General features: G+C 38.0%; 20 protein-coding genes. 2 read left to right on the plus strand and 18 right to left on the minus strand.

All coding sequences use genetic code 11. The features are described 5' to 3' along the window. From P20429_RS19950 to P20429_RS01740, 13 genes are all read right to left on the minus strand, one after another. The coding region (locus P20429_RS19950) for a response regulator (protein WP_033027162.1) at positions 1–265 on the minus strand (265 nt) is incomplete at its 3' end. Positions 266–302: 37 nt separating this feature from the next. Continuing rightward, positions 303–3188 (minus strand): hybrid sensor histidine kinase/response regulator, encoded by a 2886-nt coding sequence (locus P20429_RS01795; protein ID WP_007586673.1) that lies wholly within the window; start codon positions 3186–3188, stop codon positions 303–305. After that, a complete protein-coding gene (locus P20429_RS01790; RefSeq protein WP_007586674.1) occupies positions 3185–4351 on the minus strand; it encodes a hypothetical protein in 1167 nt (388 codons plus the stop codon). The genes P20429_RS01795 and P20429_RS01790 overlap by 4 nt, the downstream gene beginning before the upstream one ends. 9 nt (positions 4352–4360) lie before the next feature. Next, positions 4361–5176, minus strand: a complete 816-nt coding sequence (locus tag P20429_RS01785; RefSeq protein WP_007586675.1) for a type II secretion system F family protein — start codon at positions 5174–5176, stop codon at positions 4361–4363. After that, on the minus strand, positions 5173–6048 hold the full coding sequence (locus tag P20429_RS01780; protein WP_007586676.1) for a type II secretion system F family protein: 876 nt from the start codon (positions 6046–6048) through the stop codon (positions 5173–5175). Before P20429_RS01780 ends, P20429_RS01785 begins: the two co-directional genes overlap by 4 nt. Next, a complete protein-coding gene (locus tag P20429_RS01775; RefSeq protein WP_007586677.1) occupies positions 6041–7339 on the minus strand; it encodes a CpaF family protein in 1299 nt (432 codons plus the stop codon). The genes P20429_RS01780 and P20429_RS01775 overlap by 8 nt, the downstream gene beginning before the upstream one ends. Before the next feature lie 6 nt (positions 7340–7345). Beyond that, on the minus strand, positions 7346–8113 hold the full coding sequence (locus tag P20429_RS01770) for a hypothetical protein (RefSeq protein ID WP_007586678.1): 768 nt from the start codon (positions 8111–8113) through the stop codon (positions 7346–7348). A gap of 97 nt (positions 8114–8210) precedes the next feature. Then, positions 8211–8600, minus strand: a complete 390-nt coding sequence (locus P20429_RS01765) for a hypothetical protein (protein WP_007586679.1) — start codon at positions 8598–8600, stop codon at positions 8211–8213. A gap of 373 nt (positions 8601–8973) precedes the next feature. Beyond that, positions 8974–9651, minus strand: coding sequence for a lipopolysaccharide assembly protein LapB (locus P20429_RS01760; RefSeq protein ID WP_007586681.1), 678 nt, complete (start codon positions 9649–9651; stop codon positions 8974–8976). After that, a complete protein-coding gene (locus P20429_RS01755) occupies positions 9648–11567 on the minus strand; it encodes a pilus assembly protein N-terminal domain-containing protein (RefSeq protein WP_033027164.1) in 1920 nt (639 codons plus the stop codon). The genes P20429_RS01760 and P20429_RS01755 overlap by 4 nt, the downstream gene beginning before the upstream one ends. Before the next feature lie 213 nt (positions 11568–11780). Next, positions 11781–12353 (minus strand): tRNA-(ms[2]io[6]A)-hydroxylase, encoded by a 573-nt coding sequence (locus P20429_RS01750; RefSeq protein ID WP_007586685.1) that lies wholly within the window; start codon positions 12351–12353, stop codon positions 11781–11783. 47 nt (positions 12354–12400) lie between these two features. After that, positions 12401–13033 (minus strand): sulfotransferase, encoded by a 633-nt coding sequence (locus P20429_RS01745; RefSeq protein ID WP_007586687.1) that lies wholly within the window; start codon positions 13031–13033, stop codon positions 12401–12403. A 14-nt stretch (positions 13034–13047) separates the two neighbouring features. After that, on the minus strand, positions 13048–13419 hold the full coding sequence (locus P20429_RS01740) for an MAPEG family protein (RefSeq protein ID WP_007586689.1): 372 nt from the start codon (positions 13417–13419) through the stop codon (positions 13048–13050). Positions 13420–13572: 153 nt separating this feature from the next. On the opposite strand from P20429_RS01740, the gene P20429_RS01735 reads away from it, so the two are divergent. Beyond that, positions 13573–14919 (plus strand): DUF2254 domain-containing protein, encoded by a 1347-nt coding sequence (locus P20429_RS01735; RefSeq protein ID WP_007586690.1) that lies wholly within the window; start codon positions 13573–13575, stop codon positions 14917–14919. 134 nt (positions 14920–15053) lie between these two features. Here the strand turns inward: P20429_RS01735 and P20429_RS01730 are convergent, their stop codons facing one another. From P20429_RS01730 to ggt, 3 genes are all read right to left on the minus strand, one after another. Beyond that, positions 15054–15779 carry an SIMPL domain-containing protein gene (locus tag P20429_RS01730; RefSeq protein ID WP_007586691.1) on the minus strand — a complete coding sequence of 242 codons (726 nt, stop codon included), beginning with the start codon at positions 15777–15779 and terminating at the stop codon, positions 15054–15056. 154 nt (positions 15780–15933) lie between these two features. Then, entirely contained in the window at positions 15934–17628 is a 1695-nt protein-coding gene (locus tag P20429_RS01725; RefSeq protein WP_007586692.1) for an NAD-dependent malic enzyme, read from the minus strand. A gap of 142 nt (positions 17629–17770) precedes the next feature. Further along, positions 17771–19549 (minus strand): gamma-glutamyltransferase, encoded by a 1779-nt coding sequence (gene ggt / locus P20429_RS01720; protein ID WP_007586693.1) that lies wholly within the window; start codon positions 19547–19549, stop codon positions 17771–17773. Between the two features lie 97 nt (positions 19550–19646). Here ggt and rrtA point away from each other — a divergent pair, with 97 nt between their 5' ends. Then, positions 19647–20255: a rhombosortase gene (gene rrtA, locus P20429_RS01715; RefSeq protein WP_007586699.1), complete on the plus strand. Its 609-nt coding sequence runs from the start codon at positions 19647–19649 to the stop codon at positions 20253–20255. Positions 20256–20344: 89 nt separating this feature from the next. Here the strand turns inward: rrtA and P20429_RS01710 are convergent, their stop codons facing one another. Beyond that, positions 20345–22849 carry a prolyl oligopeptidase family serine peptidase gene (locus tag P20429_RS01710; RefSeq protein ID WP_007586701.1) on the minus strand — a complete coding sequence of 835 codons (2505 nt, stop codon included), beginning with the start codon at positions 22847–22849 and terminating at the stop codon, positions 20345–20347. A 132-nt stretch (positions 22850–22981) separates the two neighbouring features. Further along, positions 22982–24157, minus strand: a complete 1176-nt coding sequence (locus P20429_RS01705; RefSeq protein WP_007586703.1) for an endonuclease/exonuclease/phosphatase family protein — start codon at positions 24155–24157, stop codon at positions 22982–22984. Between the last annotated feature and the right edge of the window lie 6 nt (positions 24158–24163).

The raw sequence follows: 24163 nt of genomic DNA on the forward strand, positions 1-24163 counted from the left end.
TTATTTTTAGCATTGCGTCGGTGCCTGTAAATTGCGGCATTACTATATCCATTAAAATAATATCGTAAATATTTTGAGAAACCATAAGTAGCGCCTCTATAGCACTTGATGCGAAATCTATTAAAATATTTTCTTCGTTAAGCATTTTTCTAATTACTATTTCTATTAGCAAGTCATCATCTACTAAAAGCAGTCGTTTAGTTTTATTTATTGGCGTTACTTTAAACTCGATAACTTCAGCCATATTTTCAATAGTGTTTTTCATGTTTTACCTCATTACTGTTCCACTAATATACGCTAATTTATAACGACTTATCTTTTAAAATGCGTGTTATTTGGTTTATTAGTACACCTTGTTTTACTGGTTTTAATAGCATGTCATCAAAGCCCTGGTTAACGTATTTTGAATCTGTATCGGGTGTCGATGTATGCGCAATTATTTTAGTTTTCAAATTGTCACTGTGTTTTTTAATTTTTAACATAGCGTCAGTTCCCGACAATTCTGGCATTACTATGTCCATTAAAATAATGTCGTAACTGTTTTGCGATACCATCAACATCGCTTCTATTGCACTGCGCGCGTAATCTATTTTAATATTCTCATTTTTTAGCATCGCTCTAATTACAATCTCAACAAGAGGATCGTCATCAACCAGTAATAGCGTGTTTTGGTGTTTGTTAGTTACTAAACTAGCTTTTACTAAATCATTATTTGTTAACGAGCTACTTGGTACTTCTTGCTCGTTGTCTTTACCTTTACCTTGTTTGGTTGCTATGTTGACCAACATAGAAAGTGATATTGTTGATTTATTCGCGTTACTACTTACAGTTATCGCTTTACCACCTAACATTTTAAATATTGAAATAAAAAACTTTAACTCTAATGACACATCTTTATCATCTATAAAGCGCGTTATATCATCACCCGATATACTTTTAAGCTCAGTTATGAAGTTACTACTGTCGATCAAATTACTTAATGAAAAATCGAGGTATAAGTAATTACGTTTACTTTCATTTTTAATCTGAGCGTTAATTGAAAGCGTTGTATTATTTGATGAATCCAAAACCTCAGTCACTAATTGAATAACCAATTGAGAAATTAACTTTTCATCGCTTGCGACCGTTAATTCAGGCGTAATATTATTTTTAAGAACGATTCTTTTATTTTCAGCCTCTTTAGCTAAAATCGACATATTATTATTGATCATTTGATTTAGGTTTACGTTTTTGGCCTGAAGCTTTAACTTACCTATTTCCGATTTATTTATATTTACGAGTTGTTGAATTACACTTTCGAGCTGGTCGCATGCATCAGAAATGTTCCCCACATTGTTTTTAAATTCGTTAAAGCTTATTGGATCTTTAGATATTTCAACTAATGACTTTAAAGATGATAAAGGCGTTTTTAACTGACGGCTAAGTCTTGTAACAAATTTTTCTTTTAATTGATTTGTCTGTTTTGATTTTTCGAGAACATCAGCGAGTAAACATTCTTTTTGATGTGCCTCTGTATCATCTCTAAAGTAGCAAACGAAACCATTAAAATCTGTATGTCTTTGTAATACAGTTATCCACTTCCCGTCTGTAAAACCTATATCTATTAATTGGTTACGGTCATCATCAAGCTTATGATGTTCATGGTAGTGATTTATAATATTATGCTGCTGCGCAATACTTATCAGCTGGCTATACGATAGCTGACTGTTTTGTTTATTCACCTGTGCAAATAAAAGATTAAAAGCATTGTTAGTAATCACAGGAAATTCATGGCTATTAAAAATAGCAAACCCATGCGGCAATGCATCCAGAGAACTTGAAAAAAGCTCTTCTCTATTGAGTATTAACTGATTTTTTTGTTTTATTTCATTGTGTAAACGCCTTGGCAGACGTAAAAAATAATACACAAACGCGAATACACAAAAAGAGATTAACCCTAATCTAATTAAACTGTATTTAGTTATTTGTGGTCGTACTATTTTATTCATTGGTTGCACATGCAAGCGCCAAGTAGGAGGAAAACGACCGCTTAAAGCGCTAATACTATTTTTAATTATACTCGGGTTTACTTCTCCTTGTTTTCCTAAAGTAAACTGTGGTGTTGCTATAAAAACGTTATAATTTTCAGTGTTTAATTTGCCAATAACGGCTTTTAAAAACTTACTTAAATCAAATGCTGTAAGCGTATAAATAGAACCTTGTTTTATTTTTATTTCAGAAATTAAGAAGGCCGTATCAGCAACCGTAAATACTTCTACTGCTTGTTTATTCGCTCTTTTATTAAATTTTTCTAACCAGTTTGTGAATCCATACGCGGCTAAATCAAAATTATTTTTTGACCAAAGTGCAAGCTGGTTATACTCAGAATCAAACACAACATACCCTTTGTAAGTTAAATTTTGTGAAACCTGACTCTGCACTAAATTACTAAGTTGCTCTTTTGTATAATTATTTTGGCTTTGCAAAAAGCCTGCAATAACTAAATCTTTTTGAGATATATACAATCCTTGATTATCAAATCGCTCTAATGCATTAAATAACGTTTTACGTAATTGCTGGGTTTGTTGATTGTAATTACTTTGCAGCTCCTTTTTTTCAATAGTATAAAGAAGTAATGCAGTGAATGAGCATAATACTAATGAAATTAAAAATGCGACGGGCGCTAAACTAAATACATGAATATACTTTTCACCATAATTTTTTTTCGCAGGCTTAGTACTTTGATTACTTACTGAATCTGAATTTTTATTTAACTGTGTCTGTAATAATTGAGCAAATGAAATAAACTGATCTTTTTGTGAACCTATTAATGTTTTAGGTGCTAAATCGGCCATCAGCACTACGCCAATTAATTTATTAGTAACACTATAAATTGGATATTGTGCATAAAAACGAATTAATTTGTGCGTGTTGTTTGATACATCATCAAAAAAGGTATCTTCAAATAAATATAGTTTTTCTTGTGTGCAGCGTTGTTGATAGCTTAATAACTCATTTTCGACGCTTCCTTTATCATTGCAGGTTATTAACTGCTCTGAATAAACCTCTCTAAAATCGATAAATTTAACAATTGGAACATCATAAAACTGTTTTAGTAGTGTTAGCGTTTCTTTAATTTCTGTTGATATTTCATCAGTTTGTGTATCTGCTACATTAGCATGTGAGGTAAATATATTTGAGGCGTTCATTGACGTTCTCCTTCCCCTTTTGGGGGAGTATGTATCCACGTTGTACTGTTTTGGCCGCTATGTACTGGCAGTAAAACTTTAAATGGTGGTGTTAAGCTACTAAGTGCAGGTTCGCCTGTAGTGATATTAATTACTTGTTCTGCATTAACTAAATTAAGTGATGTTTTGCAATATGTAATGCCTGGCTCAATCCCTATTAAGCTCAGTGTTTCACTAATAATAAGGTTATTTACTAAATCAATACCGGCGAGGTCAAATGTAGTTTGTAAAATAGTGAAGACGAGTGTCTCTACAATGTTTTCATCTTCTTCTAAGCGTGTCCCTTCTGGGCAGCATATAGTGCCTAGCTCTATATCAACACTTGTTCCAATACCAACTAATGACAGCGCATTAAGGGCTGTATTTAAAAGCGGTTCTACCTGAGGTAAATATAAATCAAGTATGTCACCTTGCGATTCGTACCCCGTTTGGCATGTATCACACGATTGCGATAAATCTTGATCGCTTGTACCTAAAAGTGGATTACCTAAAGCTGTTACCCCAACTAAACAACCGCTGTCGGCCGGCTGCTTATCTATTTCAAAGCTTTCACAAGGTGAGCCTGTTACTACTTTTTGCGATACATAACGAGATAGAATTTGTTCACTATTAGCTGGGCATTGTTGTGGCGTGCTTCTTAATAACTGACCAATAACGGTATTACCTAACTGCCCTATTGCATAATTTGGACCTTGCTGCAGCGCATTTATATAACTTACATTACCGGTATTATTTAACTTGCTAACACCTTGGCTGTCTGTTGCTTCGTCACTTAAGCCCTTTAAACACGGGTTACCTTGGCAATTTGGAGCATCGTAATAAACAGCTTCTCGCGAGGTAAACCTATCGTCTCGTATGCCTATTAATGCCCTGTACGTGTTGTTTGCTCCACGGTCTGTATAAAAAATGAGTGGTGCTTGGTGCTCATCAAAACTTACTGCAATACCGAGTGGTCTATTATTAGCGTCGACTACAGTAATTTGATTATCTACTTTAGTTTGATGGCGCTTGATAAGGGCATCCCTTACTAAAATCACCCCACCAATTGAGCCAATAATTAAAATAGTTATAATCAATATAAGCTCAATAGTTAGTATGTACCCTTGTTGATAATGCTTTTTCATATCAGGCTCCTATAACACTTCTACAAGCATTTTAAGTACGTTCATTACTTGTAATGCTGCGGGAAAAAACACCAATACCAAAAACATCGGAAAACAAATTAAGATAATGGGAAAGGTTGTGTGCATCGCTTTTTTGTTTACCTTTTTAGCGAGTAAAATGTTCTTTTTTAGAGCTAGGCCCTCAAGTTGAGCCTCTACTGCTTGGATAAGTGGCGTACCAAGTTTTGACCCTATTAACATTAAGTTGGCGAGCTTTTTAATTCCTAATACGCCGGTTCTTTCAAAAAGTGAATTAAATGCAAATTCACGATCTTTACCTGCGCTTAGTTCGAATAAAAATAACTTTAGCTCTTTGTATAAAGGGTGTTTTTGACTTAATCCATGATCAACCGCCAGTGCAAATGAGCGCTCTAGTGAAAATCCAGCGCGCATGTAAACCAGTAAAACCCGTAAAAAAAACTCTAAACTATTATTAATAGTGGTTTTGCGTTGATTTTTACGTAATAAAAACCAGCATTCGGGTGCAAAAAAACACATAAAACACAGTAATAATTTAATCGATTGGCTCAGCTCATAACCTGTTAGTTCTATAACCGTAAATGCACTAAAAGTAGCAGCCACTTTGAAGCAGTACAGGCTTATTAATATTTTATTAATTTGAATTCCTGCTTGTCTTAATTGACGTTTAGAGATGATGATTAGCGGATACCAATTAATGTTTTTAGTATCGGGTTTATCTAATTCAACTTTAAGAGATTGCCTATGAATATGGATAAATGACCCCATACTTACTAAAAGTCCGATAAGTAAAAGTATATCAATCATAATGTTACCCTTAAGCTAAGGCGTAGCCATAAAAAACCAAATAGCTGACAAAGAAGCGCAACCGTTATAAATGCAATCCCATTAGGGTCGTTTAATAATGGTTCAAACCAGGTTGGATCGGTATAGCTGAATAAAGGAATTAGTGCGTAAGGTAAAAAACCACTAAATACAGCAGCGTATTTAGTGCCCGAAAGCTTAGCTTTTAGCTGTTGGCGGTCGAGGGTCCGAAGCGACATCATGTTGCATACGCTTTTTAGCATATCGGTTAAATCACACTGGCTTTGTGTATGTGTAATGATGCTATGAGCAAACAATCTTACGGTTTCGCAGTTGTATCTTTCAATTAAAGGGGCAAACGACGTTTCGGCATCACTACCCATGCTCATGCGTTGTATTAGTAAGGTGCTTTGTTTTTTTATATATGGGTCTGCATGTTCATCAGCAAACTGCATTGATTGCTGTAGCGATAGCCCAGTGCTTAAACACGATTGTACGGTTTCAATAAATTCTAAAAAATGATGCTCAAATTTTGCTAATTTATAATGAGCCAAGTCAATCACAGTTATAAAACAGGTTACAAAAACCACGATTGAAATAATAAACGCGCTGGTTGATGCCTCTGGATAATATAATTTAGCTAAAAACCATGAGCTACTAGAGAGCGAGCACGCCATGCTTATAAACCAGGCGTTACTTATGTTTAAGCCTAGCACTCGTAGTGACAGAGTAAGTACGTCTTTTTCTTCTAAAATATCTACTTTTTTAGTGCCTTGTCTGCTTTTATTTTTAGCATACAAAGAAACCAACACACTAGTTGCAAGTACAAAGGTTATAACCGCCGCTATAGCTAATAAATAATCAAGTTTAGTCATTGTTAGCCTCCGAGTTATTGTGCAGTAACGCTTTTAATTCTTTTGCATTTGCCCCTTGGCCTTTCATAAACTCAATAACACTTGAGTTATCTATTAACTCACTTTGTACAGGCTCTGCTTCATTAATACTATAAAGCGGGCTAAAATGTGCGCCGCCATTAACACGCTTAATTTCACCAATACTTTTTAGAGTTCGGGTGCCATTAGTTGAGCGAGAAACATGCACAATAAGTTGAATACTCGACGCGATTAGCGAACTTGTATGGGTATCGCTCAGTTGTGCATTGTGTAACTGCACTAAGGTAGATAAACGAATAACGGCATCATTTGCACTGTTAGCATGTATGGTCGTCATCGAACCTTGGTGACCACAGTTCATTGCTTGGAGCATGTCGATTACTTCGCCAGAGCGTACCTCTCCAACAAGTATTCTATCTGCGCGCATTCTAAGGGCTGCTTTTACTAAATCTCTTAGGCTTACTGCACCTTTACCATCGCTGTTTGTGTCGTGAGCTTCTAATTGCACAACGTGGTTGTGATGCAAATTAAGCTCAGCACTTTCTTCAATGGTTACAACTCGTTCATTCGGATTAATTGAGTTGGCAAGTACGTTTAATAATGACGTTTTACCAGCCCCGGCATTGCCACATACTAAAATATTAACGCCTGTTTTAACTGCACTTTTTAAAAATGATAAGATGTTTTTATTTAAAAAATGGTTATTAACTAAAAAGTCATCGTTTATTTTTTTATGGTTAAACTTACGAATAGACACAATAGCTGCGCTGGTACACGCAGGCGGTACAATAATATGAACACGGCTACCATCTTTTAGTTTGCCATCAACAATTGGCATAAGCGCATTTACTTGGCGACCACAGCCATCAAGTAAGCGATCAACAAATCGGCGTAAATGGCGTTCATCATCAAACTTACTGGCTGTGCAAAGTAGTTTGCCTTGTTTATCAATCCATATATCTTGCGTGTCGTTTATTAAAATATCACTAACCTGATCGTCCAGCATAAACTGTGCAATTGGGCCAAGACCCTGAATTTCATCAAATACAGCCTGAACAACCTGCTCTTGTTGATGTTGGTTAAATGAAGATTGATTAAATTGTGGAATTTCACTGCACAAAGCAGAGATTTTTTCGAGAACATTACTTGATAAAAGCGCGGTTGGTTCTTGTTCGTACTCTTCGATAACGGCATCGTGCAATAGCTTTTTAAGCTCTTCAAAGGTACTTAAACTGGTTTGAACTTCTTCATGTTTGCTTGATAAATTAAACATAAAAACTCACTTAGCTACATATACAGCTTCATTTTTAACGCCTTTAACCACTTCGATTGTGCGACTGGTTTGTAAGCGTGAAAAGTTTTGCAAACGACCCTGTTCAATGTCATAAGCGCTATGCACAATAATTGAAACTTTGTCGGCGTTATCTATACCCGCCAACGAATAAACATCTTTTGGAAGTACCGCAAGGACTAATGAAACACCGCCCGCAGCAGAATTAGACTCTTTAGCTAAATTATCCATTACGCCACTTTTAGCGGCTTGCGATTTAGGACCTTTTGAAACACCAATAAGCTGTACATCACGGGCAACTGTTCTTACTAAGCGATTAGTTTTAGCGACTATGTCGAGTCGGTCACCTTTGTGTATGCGCGAAAGCGGAATATCTAAGGTGTTTAGTTTTAAAGTATATAAAACACGCCCTGCCGGTATGGCTTCTGATAAATTTTGGCTTTTCGCTCTAATAAAATCGGTGTCGAACAAGGGTTGTTCAACCATTTTGTTAGTTGCTAATTTTTGACCAATTAATGCACGTGGGTTTTGAACGCTCAGTGCAATATTTGAATAGTTACTTGGATCTATACTTTTTTGCTCTACATCGTGAACGGTTACTGTTTGACCGGCTGACATATTTTTGTTTACTACCCAAGCTGTTACGCTATTTTCATCGTTTACCTGTCTAATGCCCAAAGCCGAAGCTAACATGCCAGAGGTGATGAGTAATGTGAGAGCCGCAGTGGTTGCGCCTTTGTTACTTTTACTTTTCATAATATTCCTCCAGAGTAACTTTCACTGCCACACTTTTGTGGCAGTGAGCCTTAAGCTTGGTATTCAAACCTGGTTGCCTTATATTGGGTACCTTGCGTTAGTTACCTTGTGAACCGCCTGCTACTGTACGTGTTGCAGCATCGCCGCTTGGTGTTGCATTAACAAGTGCGGCACTTTCACTAAAGTCTGATGCAACAAAAGTGAATGAACTGCCATCGCCTGCGTACACATCAACTGAATCCACAAACCCAGAGCCAGACACTTCAGCAGTGCCTTCGGCGTTAATCATGCCGTCAAATACATAGCTTTGGTCAAGTGAGCCAATTGCTTCAGCTACATCTTCAAGTTCGCTGGTTACCGAGTCACGTAATGTAGATAAACCAATTACAAGTGCTGCTACCATTGAAGTAGAAAGAATGATTAGCTCTGACGTTAGTACAAAACCTTTTTGCTTTTTGCTATTTAAGTTATGTTTAATAGTTTTCATAATCGTAGCCTTTAAATTAGAAGAGCTTATGCTCACTTTACATATTGCGAGGACCATGCCAGCTATAAATAACCATTAAATACAGTTGGTTATGTTTTTAATGGTTATTGTTTATTAGATGTTTTCATTTTTGATTTGCAAAATGCAAATCAATATTAAAAATATTTTAGATAAATAATGCTAGGTTTACGTTATTGAAAGTATTATTAAAACTGATGGATAGTGTAAGGGGGAAATATTAAAAGCAATCTTGTGAGGTTATGTATAAAACGTAGGATGAGCGTAAGCTTTACTCCTATTTTTGATAAATAATAAAGTGGTTTTGGCTTCTTAATAATGCCAAATTTTAGGTATAAAAAAAGGCCCGAAGGCCTTAAGAGTAACAATTACCTAAAACGGAGAGTTTACCGCGCCTAGCAAGTGCTTTTTTATGCGTGGGTTCTGCACGTAAAACTTGCTCATAGTAGCCACAGGCCAATAAATTATTGCTATTAGCTTCTTCAATTAACCCTTTATGGTAAAAATAGGCGGTACTATTTAAACCAAACTTAACCGAAAGCTCTAAGTAGTTTGAAGCTATAACGTAACTGCCCTGGGCATAATGTATAGAGGCCATTTGCAGGTATGGTGAAGCATGTGTACCAAAAACATCGACGCCGTATTGAGCAATGCTTTTTGCTTTAGCTAAATTACCTTGCTCTATTGCTAACGTAACCCCTAAAGTAATTGCATTTAATGGTGGATTAGCTTTATTCAGTAATGTGTTTATAACCTGTTGAGATTGATTAGCACGGCCACTTTTATAAAGTACGTAGGCCGATATCGACAGTATTGCCGTGTTATCGGGGTGTTCAAGCATTAACTGATTCACCTCATGCACTAGGTTCAAACAGTTACTTGCATTTATACCTTCACACTTTAATGGTTGGGCATTTAATTGGTATTTTTTAACGATGTCACCCAGCGCGTTGTAAGGATTTACTGTTGGCTTGTAATCAATATGAGCGCAACCCGATAAAGTAAGCAGTAAAATAATATAAAATATTTTCATAGCCCTTGCTCCTGTATATAGCTAAGTACCTGGGTGTCTATATTTGCCTGCTCCCACGAACGTAATGTATTAATTGGCTCACGCACCAGGTTTGGAGTTACAACAATTATAAGCTCGCGGTTGTTTTCACTTTTGCTGGTTGTTTCGCTTAACTTTCCTAGCATGCTATTGCCGTTGCCATCAGGTACAAAGTCGTGGCTTGCATTGTTATCAGTGCTAATTAAGCCACCAATAATAAGAGGTTGTCCGTCTTTTAAACGCGTTGATGTTTGCATGCTGCGTGTATTAAATGCACTGCTATTTAAACTGCTGCCTGTACTCTGTGCAATTTCGGCGGTTAACGTGGTATCAGGTAATGAAATTACTGGGTTTAGATCAAGTGTTATTCTATCTTTGTCGTCAACCATGGCGCGTACATTTAATTCAACTCCAAATGATTTAAATTCTGTACCGCTAAACACCGACCCACTACTACCTTGCTGCCCGCTTGTAATTCCTGAAGGGCTATAACTTGTAGGTACAGGTACTTCACCACCGACTTTAAACACGGCACTTTCACCGGCTAAAACTGTTATTGTAGGGCGAGAAAGTGTTCGAGAAATACCTTCTTGTTCCAGTAATGAAAATAACATATCAATGGCAAACTGTGAGGTAGAAAGCTGTAAGTTATTAGTTAATTGACCGCCAATTAATTGCAGCGCATTTTCTATTGTTGCAGAGCCAGATTCACGATTAGTCATACCGTCACGGCCAAATAAACCCGCTTCTTTTTCATATCCATTAGAGAGCACGCTAATATCTGGGCGCCATTGCTTTAACCTACGTTGATTTACTTCGTATAGCTGCACCGATACACGCACTTGCGGTAAATCTTCAACTTCAATACTCGACAAAACTTTACCGCCAGCCACTGACAGCAACGTTGCTCTTGCAATGTTTGAACTTACATTACTTAAATTTAATCCTGAGGTAGCATCATTTATTAAACCGCCTGACTCGTTGGCAAGTACTTCAATACCTGAACTTTTATCCTGCGTTGCGCCGCCCATTAAATTATTAGGATCAAGAGGAGAACCCTGAGTTTGTAATGCTTGCTCTGGTTCGAATAATTTATTAATTGTATTTAATAAGCGCACTAGCTCTATCTGGTTTTTTACAGAGCCGGAAAGTAAAAACACATCGTTGTCGTCATTTGATAACTCATCAACCGAGATGCGTTTAATGGTCACTTTATCTGCGCCCATTGATTTAATCACCTCGCTAATACGCTCTTCTTTTGGCTTGGGTGCTTGAGTTACTTTTATTAAATTAATAATAGCGACTTTACTCGAGTTTTGAGAGCTGCCGCCGTTTGCGTTACCCAAGCCTTGCAAGCGTTGAGCAAGTGAATTAAACATACCTTGGTTAGGATTTGAGGTGATAACGGGTTGTGATGCTTGTGAGCTACTGGCATAAAGGTAGTTTTTTGCAGCTTCATAAGCGGCATGACGATAATTTATAGTAGGTACTTCACCACGTAATACAACAGCATGGCGATCAGGCGCTATGGTTAGCTGTACGTCAGGATGGATGTCGTTTAAGGCATTTTCTAGTACGCTGTAGTCTTCGGTTACGCCAAGTAAAAATGTTTCAGAGCTTTTATCGTCGTACCACACCATCATAGATGTACGGCCCAACTTTTTAGCTAAAATTAGTAGCTCACGGCCATTTACCACGTTCACATCAAGTGTTGTTTCGTGGCCAAGTGCAATACGAGAAATATCACGGGTAAACACAAAGCGAGTATGCGTCCATTTAACTAAGTGCGATACCTTTTGTACCCGCTCACCATTTGCATTTTCTATATAATCTAAATGACTTTCACTGCCCATAGCGGTAAAAGATATTAGTAATAGTATAAAAATAAATCTTAACATAAGCCTTTCCCTCAATTTGCTTACTGTATAGGTAGCAAGTATGAGACCAAGGGTTTTTGTATTTATAATCAGTGGATTAAGATGTATAAACGTGTTTTTTATTATTTTGATTCGCAAATTGCAAATCAACAATTCATGAAGAGGTTAACAAAGAAATAAGAGCAGAGGTGTGTGGCGCAAAGCGAGTGAAAATACGCTTTACGCTAGTTTTAATTAATGCAAAGCGGCTGTAAACGGGATGCTTTCACAGATTTTAGCTTCAGCTATAAGCAGCTCTTCTAGACGAACATCAACTTCTTCTTTTTCAAAGTATTCGTAAGCTAGTTCTACAAATAGGTTTTTATGTTTTTCTTCTGACTTAGCAATAGCAACATAAAAATCTTTTTCTTTACCCTCAGGAAGTGCTTGTGCAACTAAAGAAAAACGCTCGTGGCCACGTGCTTCAATTACACCGCCAACCAGTAATCGGTCCATTAAAAAACCATCACGACCATGTCTAAACAGTGCACGTATTTGTTTTATGTACGGGTCTTTTTTGTCGTCACCTAAGTTTACATCTCGCTCTAAAAGCAATTTAAGTACTTGTTTAAAGTGTATTAATTCTTCTAGCGCTAAGTCGGTCATAGCTTTTACTAATTTACGTTTGTCTGGATAATGCGAAAGCATAGACATAGCCATACCCGATGCTTTTTTTTCTGCAGCGGCGTGATCTTGTAAAAAAGTATTAAAGTCAGCAAGGACAACTTCGGTCCATTCAAATGGGGTGTGGTATTTTAATTCAAACATGTTCTGTACAACTTAAATAATAATGCGGGGATTTTAACGTATTTGATTTAAAAAATCTTGTAAGGCAGTAATTTATCTATCCGTCCTTTAGCGGTAGATTCAACTTTTAACGGGTGTTTAATATCGTTCCACGCGGTAACTTTGCCACCCATATTCATTTTTTCAAAATCAGTTTTATCACTTTTTAACGCTAAAAAATTGCATAGCTTTTTATAGCTATCAGGCTTTGCTATATCAATGGATAAAAAATCGTTGTCACGGTTATTAAAGTACGTTTGAGCATCATTAAAATGTGTTTTATAGCAGTGAGCTAAGTAACTATCGTCGCTAATATTATTAAGCGAAAGCTCACTAAACGTATTTAAATAACAGCGTTTTATATGAATATTAAAGCCCCCGTCGCCGCGCGTTAAATTAGTGTGCATACGCGTTAAAAGCTGTTTTATTGATACAAGCCATGCACCAAGTTCGCGCTCTAAATAAATAAACTTAGAGTGTGGGTAATGAATATCAAGCGCTTTAAAGTCATTAAATATGGGAGTGTCGGCAATCGCGTTAGCATTTTCAAAACAAGCATTAGTATACGCGGTATGCGCCGTTGTAATACCAAGCTCTAAAAATGCGTGGCACACACTAGTAGTGCCGGTACGCGGTAAACCTATTATAAATATTTTGCTCATTAACTTTTCTTTAATTAGCCACGTGTCACTAGCAATACAAAGGCGCTAACAATAATCACCAAAAATGTAGTAATGGTACCAATTTGGCGATATTTCAGGCTTTTTTCTACTATGCCTAAATTTTGAAACACACGCCCTATTAATAACGCACCACCTAATATATGACAGTAATGGCTAGCAAGCCCTTGGTATTCTGCTAAAAAAAGCAAAATTAAAGCAATTGGCACGTACTCCATAAAGTTAGCGTGGGCACGCACAGCACGTTGTAGCGTTGCGTTACCATTATCACCAAGTGATATCTGCTCCGCACGGCGCACTTTTATTACGTTAAAGCTCAAATAAATGTAAAAGAATGCAAGTAATGCAGCATAAGTTGAAATGATCACGGCGTTTTCCTGTTATTTTTATCGCATAAGCATGCGCTTTATTATTGTGGGCGTGATAATAACATATAAATTTGAGCAGCATTATCAGAAGTTTAATAAATGCCTATGCTAAGCTAAGGGTATTAAGTAAGTAGAAAATCACATAAGGATTTTATGTTTGTACCTCGCAAAGTAGCCGACAGTTACCGTGAAATGATTAACAGTATTGGCTTTTACCCTTCTATGCTTTCAGTGGGCTTTTTAGTATTTGCCATTATAACTATGTCGGTTGAATATTTAGCCCCTATTGAGCAGCTGAAATCGTTTATATCGGTTGTACTTGTTGATAGCGCCGAAAACGCGCGTACTATTTTAAGCACTTTAGCGGGGAGTATTATTTCGCTTACCGTGTTTAGTTTTTCGATGGTAATGGTGGTTTTAAATTCGGCCAGTGCGAGTTTATCGCCCCGCGTAGTCCCTGGGCTTATTACGCGTAAATCACACCAAATGGTTTTGGGATTTTATTTAGGCAGCATAATTTACTCAATTATTATGCTTATAAATATTAATAAACTTGAAGGTGGCAGTACGGCTATTCCTTCAATTGGTGTATTGTTTGCACTTGTTTTTGGCTTGATTTCATTAGGTCTGTTTGTATTTTTTATTCATTCAATCTCTCGTGCCATTCAGGTTGATAACGTATTAAATGGCTTGTTTAGCCAAACTAAAAACGAAATTAAAACAATAATACAAAGACAACAAGAGAACCCAGTTGAAGACTTTCCAGACTTTAGCAAGTGGCATTCGGTAAGCAGTAAAACGGAGGGATATTATAAAGGCGTACATACCGATAAGCTGTGTGCCATTTTGGCAGAGCAAGATATAAAGGTGTATATCTCTGTTAACCAAGGCTATTTTACAGTTAAAGGTTACCCGTTTTTAAAATGTAATAAAGATATAGCAAACGATGAAGAGCTGATAAATAAAATTCTCGACTGCTTTATTTTTTATATAGAAGAGTACATTAGCGATCATTACCGTTATGGGTTAACGCAAATATCAGAAATTGCAGTTAAGGCAATGAGCCCGGGTATCAACGATCCAGGTACTGCGGTTAAATCAATTGATATGCTGAGTATTTTACTTATTCAACGGCTGTCAATTAACGATATTAACTACTCGTTTAAGCACAGTGATAATGCCCCATTGTTATACCTTCATGAAACAAGCTTTGATGAGTTATTACACGACAACTTTACACCGCTGCGTAATTACGCCAAAGGCGATGCATACGTAATGACAAACGTGCTTGAGGCATTTAAAAATATTTTGTTTGTTGCCCATAAAGATACCGATGCGCGAAACAGTTTATTTAATTATTTAAATGCGATTGTTGATGACATAAATGAACATGTAACTAATGAATACGACAGACGCGAAGTCACTAATATGCTTAACTCAATAGCGCGTATAAGCCAAGAGCAAGGTGAGAAGTTGGTAGCACGTTTTGAGCACCACTAGGGCGTGTTGAATTATTTGGATTGAAATTTGTTCAATCTAGGGGCGATCAAATCGCGGCGCGAGGTTTGTAACCTAGTGGGCTAAGTAAAAACCGAGCAACATAGAGTTAATCGTCCCTAGGAAGAACCTATATTTTAATCTATGTAGTACACAGCATAGCTTGACGCTGTTACTTTAATCTCTCCAGCATGGTAGGCATCAGGTACATAGTTACTTGGTGCGCTATCAGCCATCATTACTTTTTCTGCACGCATGTACGGCTGCGACTGCACATTGAGTGGACTTAGTGACGCGCTATATAATCCTTTTAAATCAACGCCATAATCTTCACTAAACTCTTTTGCTGCATCCCGTGCGTCTTTAATTGCTAACTTTTGCGCTTTTTTATGCAGCTCGTTGTAGTTACTTGCTAAAAATTGCGTTTGATTAATTTCGTTAATACCGTTGTTAACTAAGCTTTGTAGTAACTCAGGGTATTTATTTATATCGCTAAGCTTTACAGTTAATGTACGAGAAACCTTAAAGCCTTTAAATTCTTGATTACCGGTAGTGCGGTTGTATTGGCTATCACGGTTTATTGAAATTTGCCCTGCGTTTATATCTCCCTCTTTAACACCAATTTCTTTAACGAGCTTAATTGCTTTAGCGATGGTTAAGTCGGTTTTATTTTTAGCTGCAATTAAGTCTTTATCAACTTCGGTAATACCTACGCTAAGCTGTACGTAATCTGGCATTGTGGTAAGAGTAGCTTCGCCTTTAACATAAATATGAGGAGCATCGGGAGTCGCTGCCGCAAGTGCATCAAAACTAAGTACGTTTAAAGCCAGTGCACTACCTAAAACAAGAGTCAGTGTTTTCATTAAGTCGATCCTTTAATTTTGTAAATGCTATTAAAGACCTTACGTGGTTAATTAAATATGAACAAGCACAAAAAAACAGGCAATTGCCTGTTTTTTGTTAAGCGTTGTAACTGTGCCTTCAACGTTATTTATTTTTAATTACGTATAAACCTAATTAAACACTACAACGTTTATAGTTACGGTATTTTGGTAACCAGTAATTTTTGTCGATTGCTGCCCATAACGCATCATCCGTAATCTCAAGAGCAACGCCCTCTTCGATTGCTTTTTTAGCAATGGCAAATGCAATACGCTTACTTAGCGTTTCAATTTCAGTTAAGGCTGGTAATAAACTGCCTTTACCTGTGTTGGCACGCGGCGACGACTCTGCAAGCATTTCGCTAGACACACTTAACATAGCATCTGTAATGCGTGTTGCTTTAGCTGCAATAACCCCTAAACCAATACCAGGAAAAATATAGCTATTGTTACATTGTGGGATTGGGAAAATTTCACCGTTGTGTTCAACCGGATCAAACGGGCTACCTGTTGCAACAAGCGCTTTACCGTCAGTCCACTTAATCACATCAGCAGGATGCGCTTCTACCTGCTTAGATGGATTACTTAATGGGAAAATAATTGGCTGTTCACAACCGGCGTGCATTGCACGAATAGCTTGCTCAGTAAACAAACCAGGTTGGCCTGAAACACCAATTAAAATGTCTGGTTGTGCACAGTGCATAACATCAAGAAGTGATGCGTATTCACCGCTGTAAGTCCAATCACTTAACGAGCCTTGCGGTTGTGCAAGTGCTTGTTGGAAATCGCGTAAGCCTTCCATACCCTCTGAAAGTAGGCCAAAACGGTCAACCATAAATACTTGGCTACGCGCTTGAGCTTCTGTAATACCTTCAAAAACCATTTGGCTAATAATTTGCTCAGCAATACCACAACCAGCAGAACCTGCACCCACAAAAACTACTTTTTGTTGGCTTAGGGTTGAATTTTTAACACGACACGCAGCAAGTAAAGAACCGACCGTTACAGCCGCAGTACCTTGAATGTCATCGTTAAAGCTACAAATTTCATTGCGGTAGCGCTTAAGTAACGGCATTGCATTTGGTTGTGCAAAATCTTCAAACTGAAGTAATACATTTGGCCAGCGACGTTTAACCGCTTTAATGAATAAATCTAAAAACTCATCGTATTCGTCTTGAGCAATACGCTTATGGCGTGCACCCATGTACATAGGATCGTTTAAAAGCTTTTCGTTATTAGTACCCACATCAAGCATTACAGGCAATGTGTATGCTGGGCTTATACCACCACACGCAGTGTAAAGTGACAATTTACCAATTGGGATACCCATGCCACCAATACCCTGATCGCCTAGGCCTAAAATACGCTCGCCATCAGTTACAACAATAACTTTTACTTTACCTTTGGTAGCGTTGCGTAAAATGTCGTCAATTTGGTAACGATCTTCATACGAAATAAATAAGCCACGTGCGCTGCGATAAATGTCTGAGAATTTTTCACAAGCGTCGCCAACTGTTGGCGTGTAAATGATTGGCATCATTTCTTCAAGATGATCACGCACTAAACGGTAGTAAAGTGTTTCGTTGTTATCTTGAATCGCACGTAAGTAAATATGCTTATTAAGGTTGTCGGTAAAGCTAGAATACTGCTGATAACAACGCTCAACTTGCTCTTCTATTGTTTCAAAGCGAGGAGGAAGTAAACCAGCAAGATTGAAATTTTCGCGTTCTTTTTTACTAAAGGCGCTGCCTTTATTTAATAGCGGTGTTTCAATTAGGCCAGGGCCAGAATGATGAATATATAAGTAGTTAGGATCAGTATTAGTTGTCATATTTCCAGGCTTTAACGGAGTCTTAAGTTATGATCTGTCATTATCAGTGTTAAAGGTTTAATTGCAACGACAATTAAGCTAGTCAGACCATTGAGAGAAAATACATGCGGGCTTCACTGCCCACATGCATATTATACATAATTTAAAATTGTATAGTGGCGTTATTATCAGTTAAATCAGATAACGCAACACCTTCACGGCGCGGGTCCGCACCACCATATAAGGTATTATTTTTAACTTCAACTGCGTGTAAGCCCGAGTTTAAATCTATAATACGTACATTGTGGCCGCGTTTAGTAAGCGCAGGCGCAATGGCTTCAATGGTTGTGCCTTTTTCAAGGCTGGTGTAATCGTTACGATTTGTTGTACGCGGTAAGTTAATAGCGTCTTGTGCTGATAAATTCCAGTCAATAACACCCACAACAACTTGTGCAACGTAATCGATGATACGACTACCACCAGGTGAGCCTACAATTAAACGTAAGCTGCCATCTTTATTAAATACCATTACCGGTGACATAGAGCTACGCGGGCGTTTACCAGCCTCTACACGGTTTGCTACTAGCTTACCGTTTTTACGTGGCGATAACGAAAAGTCAGTTAGTTGGTTATTTAAAATAAAGCCATTAACCATAACCGTAGAGCCAAACGCCATTTCAATTGAACTGGTCATTGAAACGGCATTACCTTTACTATCTACAATAGAGACATGCGAAGTAGAAGGTAACTCGTATGAATCATCCATTGCATAACTTAAGTACCCTACTGGATTACCGGCTACGGCTTTTTGGTCTGTTTCGGTAATTAATTTAGCGCGTGAGGCAATGTAATCTTTGTTTAAAAGCTCTTGTGTAGGTACTTGAGTGAAATCGGGATCGCCCATGTACATATCGCGATCGGCAAATGCAATACGCGAAGCTTGGCTAAAGTAATGAATCGCCTTTTCGCCATTTGGTTTAAGTGCGCTCATATCTTTGTGCTCAAGTAGGCCAAGCATTTGTAGTACTGCTACACCGCCACTACTTGGTGGCGCCATAGAACACACATTATAAGCACGGTATTGTATACATACCGCATCACGTTCTTTACTTTTGTAATCTGCTAAATCTTCCACACTTAATTTACCAGGGGCAATTTTAGAGTGCTGTACAGCATTAACCATTTGTTTAGCGTTTTCGCCTTTGTAAAATGCATCAATGCCCTGCTTTGCAATGTCTTTGTATAAATCAGCAAGTGGTTGATTCTTTTTAACGCTACCCGCTTCGATTAATTTACCATTTGGGTAAAAGTATTCGTTAATAATCGGCATACTCAATACGCCTGGGTTTAACTGGCGTGCTAATAAGCCATGTAAACGCGGCGAAATTACAAAGCCTTGCTCTGCAAGTTCAATAGCCGGTTTAAAAAGCGCTTCCCACGGTAATGTACCGTATTGTTTATGCGCGCTTGCAAAGGCATGTAAAATACCAGGCACACCAACAGAGCGTCCGCCTACTACAGCTTCAATCCATTTAACGGCTTTACCGTGCTTATCTAAAAACAGCGTTTCGTCTGCATTTGCAGGTGCTGTTTCGCGGCCATCAAAACTAGTCAGCTTATTGTTTGCTTTGTTGTAGTACATCATAAATGTACCACCGCCAATACCTGACGATTGCGGCTCAACTAAAGTAAGCACTAGTTGAGTAGCAATGGCAGCATCTACGGCACTGCCGCCTTGGGCTAAAATTTGTTGACCGGCTCTTGAGGCATATGGATTTGCCGCAGCAACCATGTATTTATCACCTTGCACCACTTTTTTATGGATTAATCCGGTAGCGGCTTCAGGTTCGCGAGTTTCAATTTGAGTTGCTTGCTGTGCAAATGAAGGCAGTGATACTGCGCACAGTCCAATGGCAAATAATGAGTTAAGTTTAAAATGCATAAAAATACTAAAAACACTTAATTACGTAGTTGTATTTGGCATCTTAAAGTTAAACGGGCACAATATGCAAAAATTTTGACTAAAAAAATATAATAAAATGCTTAATTTACCTATTCAACCACGTTATATATTACCGCCTATTATTCTGCTGCTATTTAGTACCATTTTTGCTGCATTTGATTTAAATAATTTACTTGAATTTAACCGAAGCCTAATTGACGAAGGCGAACTGTGGCGAATCTTTTCTAGCCAATTTGTTCATGCTAATTGGGCTCATTTGGGATTAAATGCCAGTGGTGTTTTATTAATATGGCTTTTACATGGCGAATACACATCCCCTACTCGCTACGCTTTTAATACAACTGCGCTAGCGCTGTGGTGTGGGCTCGGTGTTTATTGGTTTTGCCCAAACATACATATTTACACCGGATTAAGTGCTCTACTGCATGGTGTAATTATTTGGGGCGCAGTTAAAGATATAACCGTAGGGCTTAAGTCGGGTTATTTATTATTTGTAGGCGTATGGATTAAAATAGCGTTTGAGCAATTTAGCGGCCCTAATGCTGATATAGGAAAGCTTATTAACTCCACTGTGGCTATTGACGCACATTTAATTGGTGTAATTGGCGGGACTCTGCTTGCCATACCACTGGTTATAGAACTCTTTAATAAGAACTTTAAAAAGAACTTTAAAAATAAAAAATAAAGTTAGATTTTGTTCAATCCAATAAAAACGCCGCATTGGTTAACTAAACCAATGCGGCATTTTTGTTTTTATACTTTAAGGATTAAAGATTAAAGCGTTTCTTTAAATAACTTATGAATACGTCGGTATTCGTCTAACCAGCTTGAAGGCTGTACAAAACCATGTGGTTCAACAGGGAATATAGCTGTTTCAAAGTTTTGCTTTTCAAGCTCTATTAAGCGCTGTACTAAACGCACTGAGTCTTGAAAAAACACGTTATCGTCAACCATGGGTGCATTAATGAGTAAACGTTTGTTTAAACCCTCAGCGTAATAAATTGGTGAGCTGCGCTCATATGCAATCGGGTCAACATCAGGATGGTTTAATATATTAGCCGTGTAACCTGTGTTGTAATGTGCCCAGTCGGTAACAGGTCGTAGTGCCGCACCCGATTGAAATAACTCAGGCGCGGTAAACAATGCCATAAAGGTCATAAAGCCGCCATATGAGCCGCCATAAGTGCCGACTGCTTTGGTATCAACATTGGCATTTTGCGCCATCCATTTAACGCCATCGGCTAAATCTTGTGTTTCAGGTGTGCCCATTTGACGATAAATCGCGGTGCGCCAATCACGGCCGTAACCTTTAGATGCGCGGTAATCCATATCCATTACTATGTAACCTTCATCAGCGAGCAATGAATGGAACATAAATTCACGAAAATAAACCGAAAACCCCATATGTGAGTTTTGTAAGTAACCCGCGCCGTGATTAAAAATAACCGCTTTGCGGTTTTTACCTACTTCACCTTCTACGTAATCAGCTGGGTAGTACACTTTTGCGTATATCGGTTGATCTGTATGGCTCGATGGCACAGCAACAATTTTAGGGGCTGTTAGCTTTTTAGCTAAAAACTCATCCGACACAGTATGCGTTAAGCGCGTGGCTTTTGTATTTGCTTTAGCGTCAGCTACGTAAAGCTCATTAGGCATGGTAATTGTAGAGTGCTTAAGGAGTAACTTAGTTTCATCTGGGCTTAACGTGTAATCAGTCATGCCATTTAAGTCAGTAACTTGCTCGCTATTACCTGTTTGCGGGTTAACACGGTAAATTTCGTACAGGCCTGGGTGCTCAACATTCGCTTTGTAATAAATTGCGCTGTCATCGCTGGCAAGCGTTAAGTTAGAAACCTCAAATTGGCCTTGTGTTAGCGCGGTTGCTTTGCCGTTAATTGGTTTTTTATAAAGCTGGCTATAACCCGACTCTTCCGATAGGTAATAAAGCGTGTTCGAGTTATGTAACCAGCCAAAGTCGTTAAACGCATAAGCAATCCATGCATCGTCATGTAGGCGATGTTGCGACACAAGTTTGTTGTTTTTAAAATCAACGTTCGCAAGCCAGCGGTCTTTGTTGTCCCATGCTTCGAGCATGACAGCTACTTGAGAGCCGTCATCGTTCCATACTATTGGGCTTTGCTCAAAACCCCAGTCCATAATAAGGTTAATGCCACGAGGCGCCTTTTTAGACTTATATGTTTTACCTTTCCGTGCATAATTTTCTTTTTTAACTGCGGCTAAAACATCTTCATCAAAGCCCGGTAAGGTATTAAAGCTAAGTGATGTTTGCTCTTTGTTAGTTAAATTGATGTACACAAGCTTTGAGGTTTCTTCTTTAGCATCGGCTACACGGCGGCGTGCTTTTTTAGGTTCAATGGTTGCATCATTAGTGATGTAATTTGGCATAATATCGCCATCACCGCGCCAATCTGTTTGCTTTTGTACAACGACTAACAGCGCATCACCATTTGGCGAAAGCTGTGCTTCTGCAACTTTATTACCATCACCTAAGTAGTAAGCCGTGTTAGCAATTGAATTGTTTTGTTCATTAATTTGCTCATTACGTGCTTGCTTATCTTTTTTATTTTTTTGTTGAATCGCCACAAACTTAATCAATTTATGCTGCTCTTTAGCAATATACGTGCTTGGCTCTTCAATCCCTTTTGGCTCATCAGCAAGTTTTAAGTTAGCAAGCTCGCTCGTTAAGCCTGTTTTTAAATCAACTTTAAAAAACACATTGCCTTGGCGGTAAACTAAATCGCCATTATTTAAAAATTGTGGTTTAGATTCGCTTGCTGATGTCGCTGTAATTTGTTTAAGTTCACCGGTTTTTAGGTTTTTAACAAACACATTGCCTTTAAAGGTGTAGGCCGCCATTGTTTTATTTTTTGAATAAACAGCTTTATTTGAACCCACAGTATGAAGTTTATTAAGTGCTATCTGCTCTGCTGTTTGGCTAGTAACCGATTGGCTAAATAAATCGCGTAGTGTATTACCTTGCTCTTTTTGAGCATAAATAATAGTAGCCGAATCGCTAGCCCAATAAGCGCTCTCTGGCTGATTGCCCATCCAATCAGGATCGGCCATTGCTTGTTCTAGCGTTATTTTTTGTGAGCCGATATCTGCTGGCGTGTTTACAACCGCAGCAACCGATGTTGCTGGTAAAGCACTTTGCTGTGTTGATGAGGTGTTAGCGGTCGCGCTACAACCTGCAAGCATGACACTTGAGGCAACAGCTAAGGCCACTAACGTTTTAGATGAAGAAAAATTAAAAATCATAGTGCTTCTATACGGTTATTATAATTAAGCCGTATTTAAGCAGAAGCACTCAAGTTATTGCAATTTTTTAAGATAAATAGCCATTAAACAGGGTAAAGCTCAGTTTACTAGCGGATCCCCTGTTAATAGGCGTTATTCAACGATTAAATCAAGCCACACCAGTCGATGATCGCTCGATGCGTTTCTGTCTTTAATTAACCGATATTCATTGCTCGTTTTAGTTGGCCAAAACACACCACCGTCTTTAATTTTTAAGCCGTAGTTTGACGGTAGTACGTAATCAACACGCGCTTGCCAATTAGCACTGTAATTTTGTGCATAAGGCACATCATACTGCTCTTTAGCACCCTCACTTTTTGGAACAAAGTAAGCGTTTATCAATGGATTTTTAAGCAGTTGATCGGTGGTATTTGTGCGGGCTTTATCGCCCTCTGGTGCGGCATTTAAATCGCCTAAAATAACAAACCGAGAGTAAGTTTTTAAACCACCCTTTTCGCCTTTATCATCGTAAATATACTTAGCGTTTGAAACGTAATCGGCAATTAACCTTACTTCATCGTGGTTACGTTTGCCGTTTCTATCCTCTTCACCGTCAAATACAGGGGGTGTTGGGTGAGATGCAATAACATGAATGGTTTTATCATTTACGTTAATAGGTAAATCCCAAAACGATTTAGAGCTAAGTCTAAGTGCTTGCCATTCTTGTACGTTATACCAGTTTTCGCCTGTTTTAGGCATTACGGGCATTTGTGCATTTGGCATGTCTTTATATTTAAAGGTTTGAAGGGTTCTTACTTTATCAAAATCGATTGGGTATTTTGACAAAATAGCCATACCGTAATGCCCTTCAAAAAAACCAAAACCTTGTGCATCGCCCATCACGCCATTTTTCTTGCCATCGTTATCTAAATCAAACTCAGTGGCTAGGCCTGTATTTACAGGGGCAATATAAGAGTAAGGGTAATTAATAGCGGCTTGTTTTTGCTGACCTACATTTAAATAATGTTGATTAAAGTATTCAACCCCCTGCTCTTTTGGGATGTAATCAAATTCGTTAAGTAAAATAATGTCAGGGCGAACACGTTGAATAATTTCCGCTATATTCTTAATTTGCTGGTGGTTTGCTTTAAGTGCATTAACTAAAGCATCACTTTTAACTTGCTCACCTTTAGGTGTGTGATTAGTTGCATCCATACTTACATTAAAAGTAGCAACACGAAGAGAGTCTGATGCAAATGCACTGTTACTAAAAAAAGGACTAAAAGAAGCGGCAACAAGTAGTGCGCTATAAATTGCTTTAAGTTTCATTAAATA

The organism is Pseudoalteromonas sp. BSi20429 (assembly GCF_000238895.1).
In the GTDB taxonomy this organism is placed as follows: Bacteria; Pseudomonadota; Gammaproteobacteria; order Enterobacterales; family Alteromonadaceae; genus Pseudoalteromonas; species Pseudoalteromonas arctica.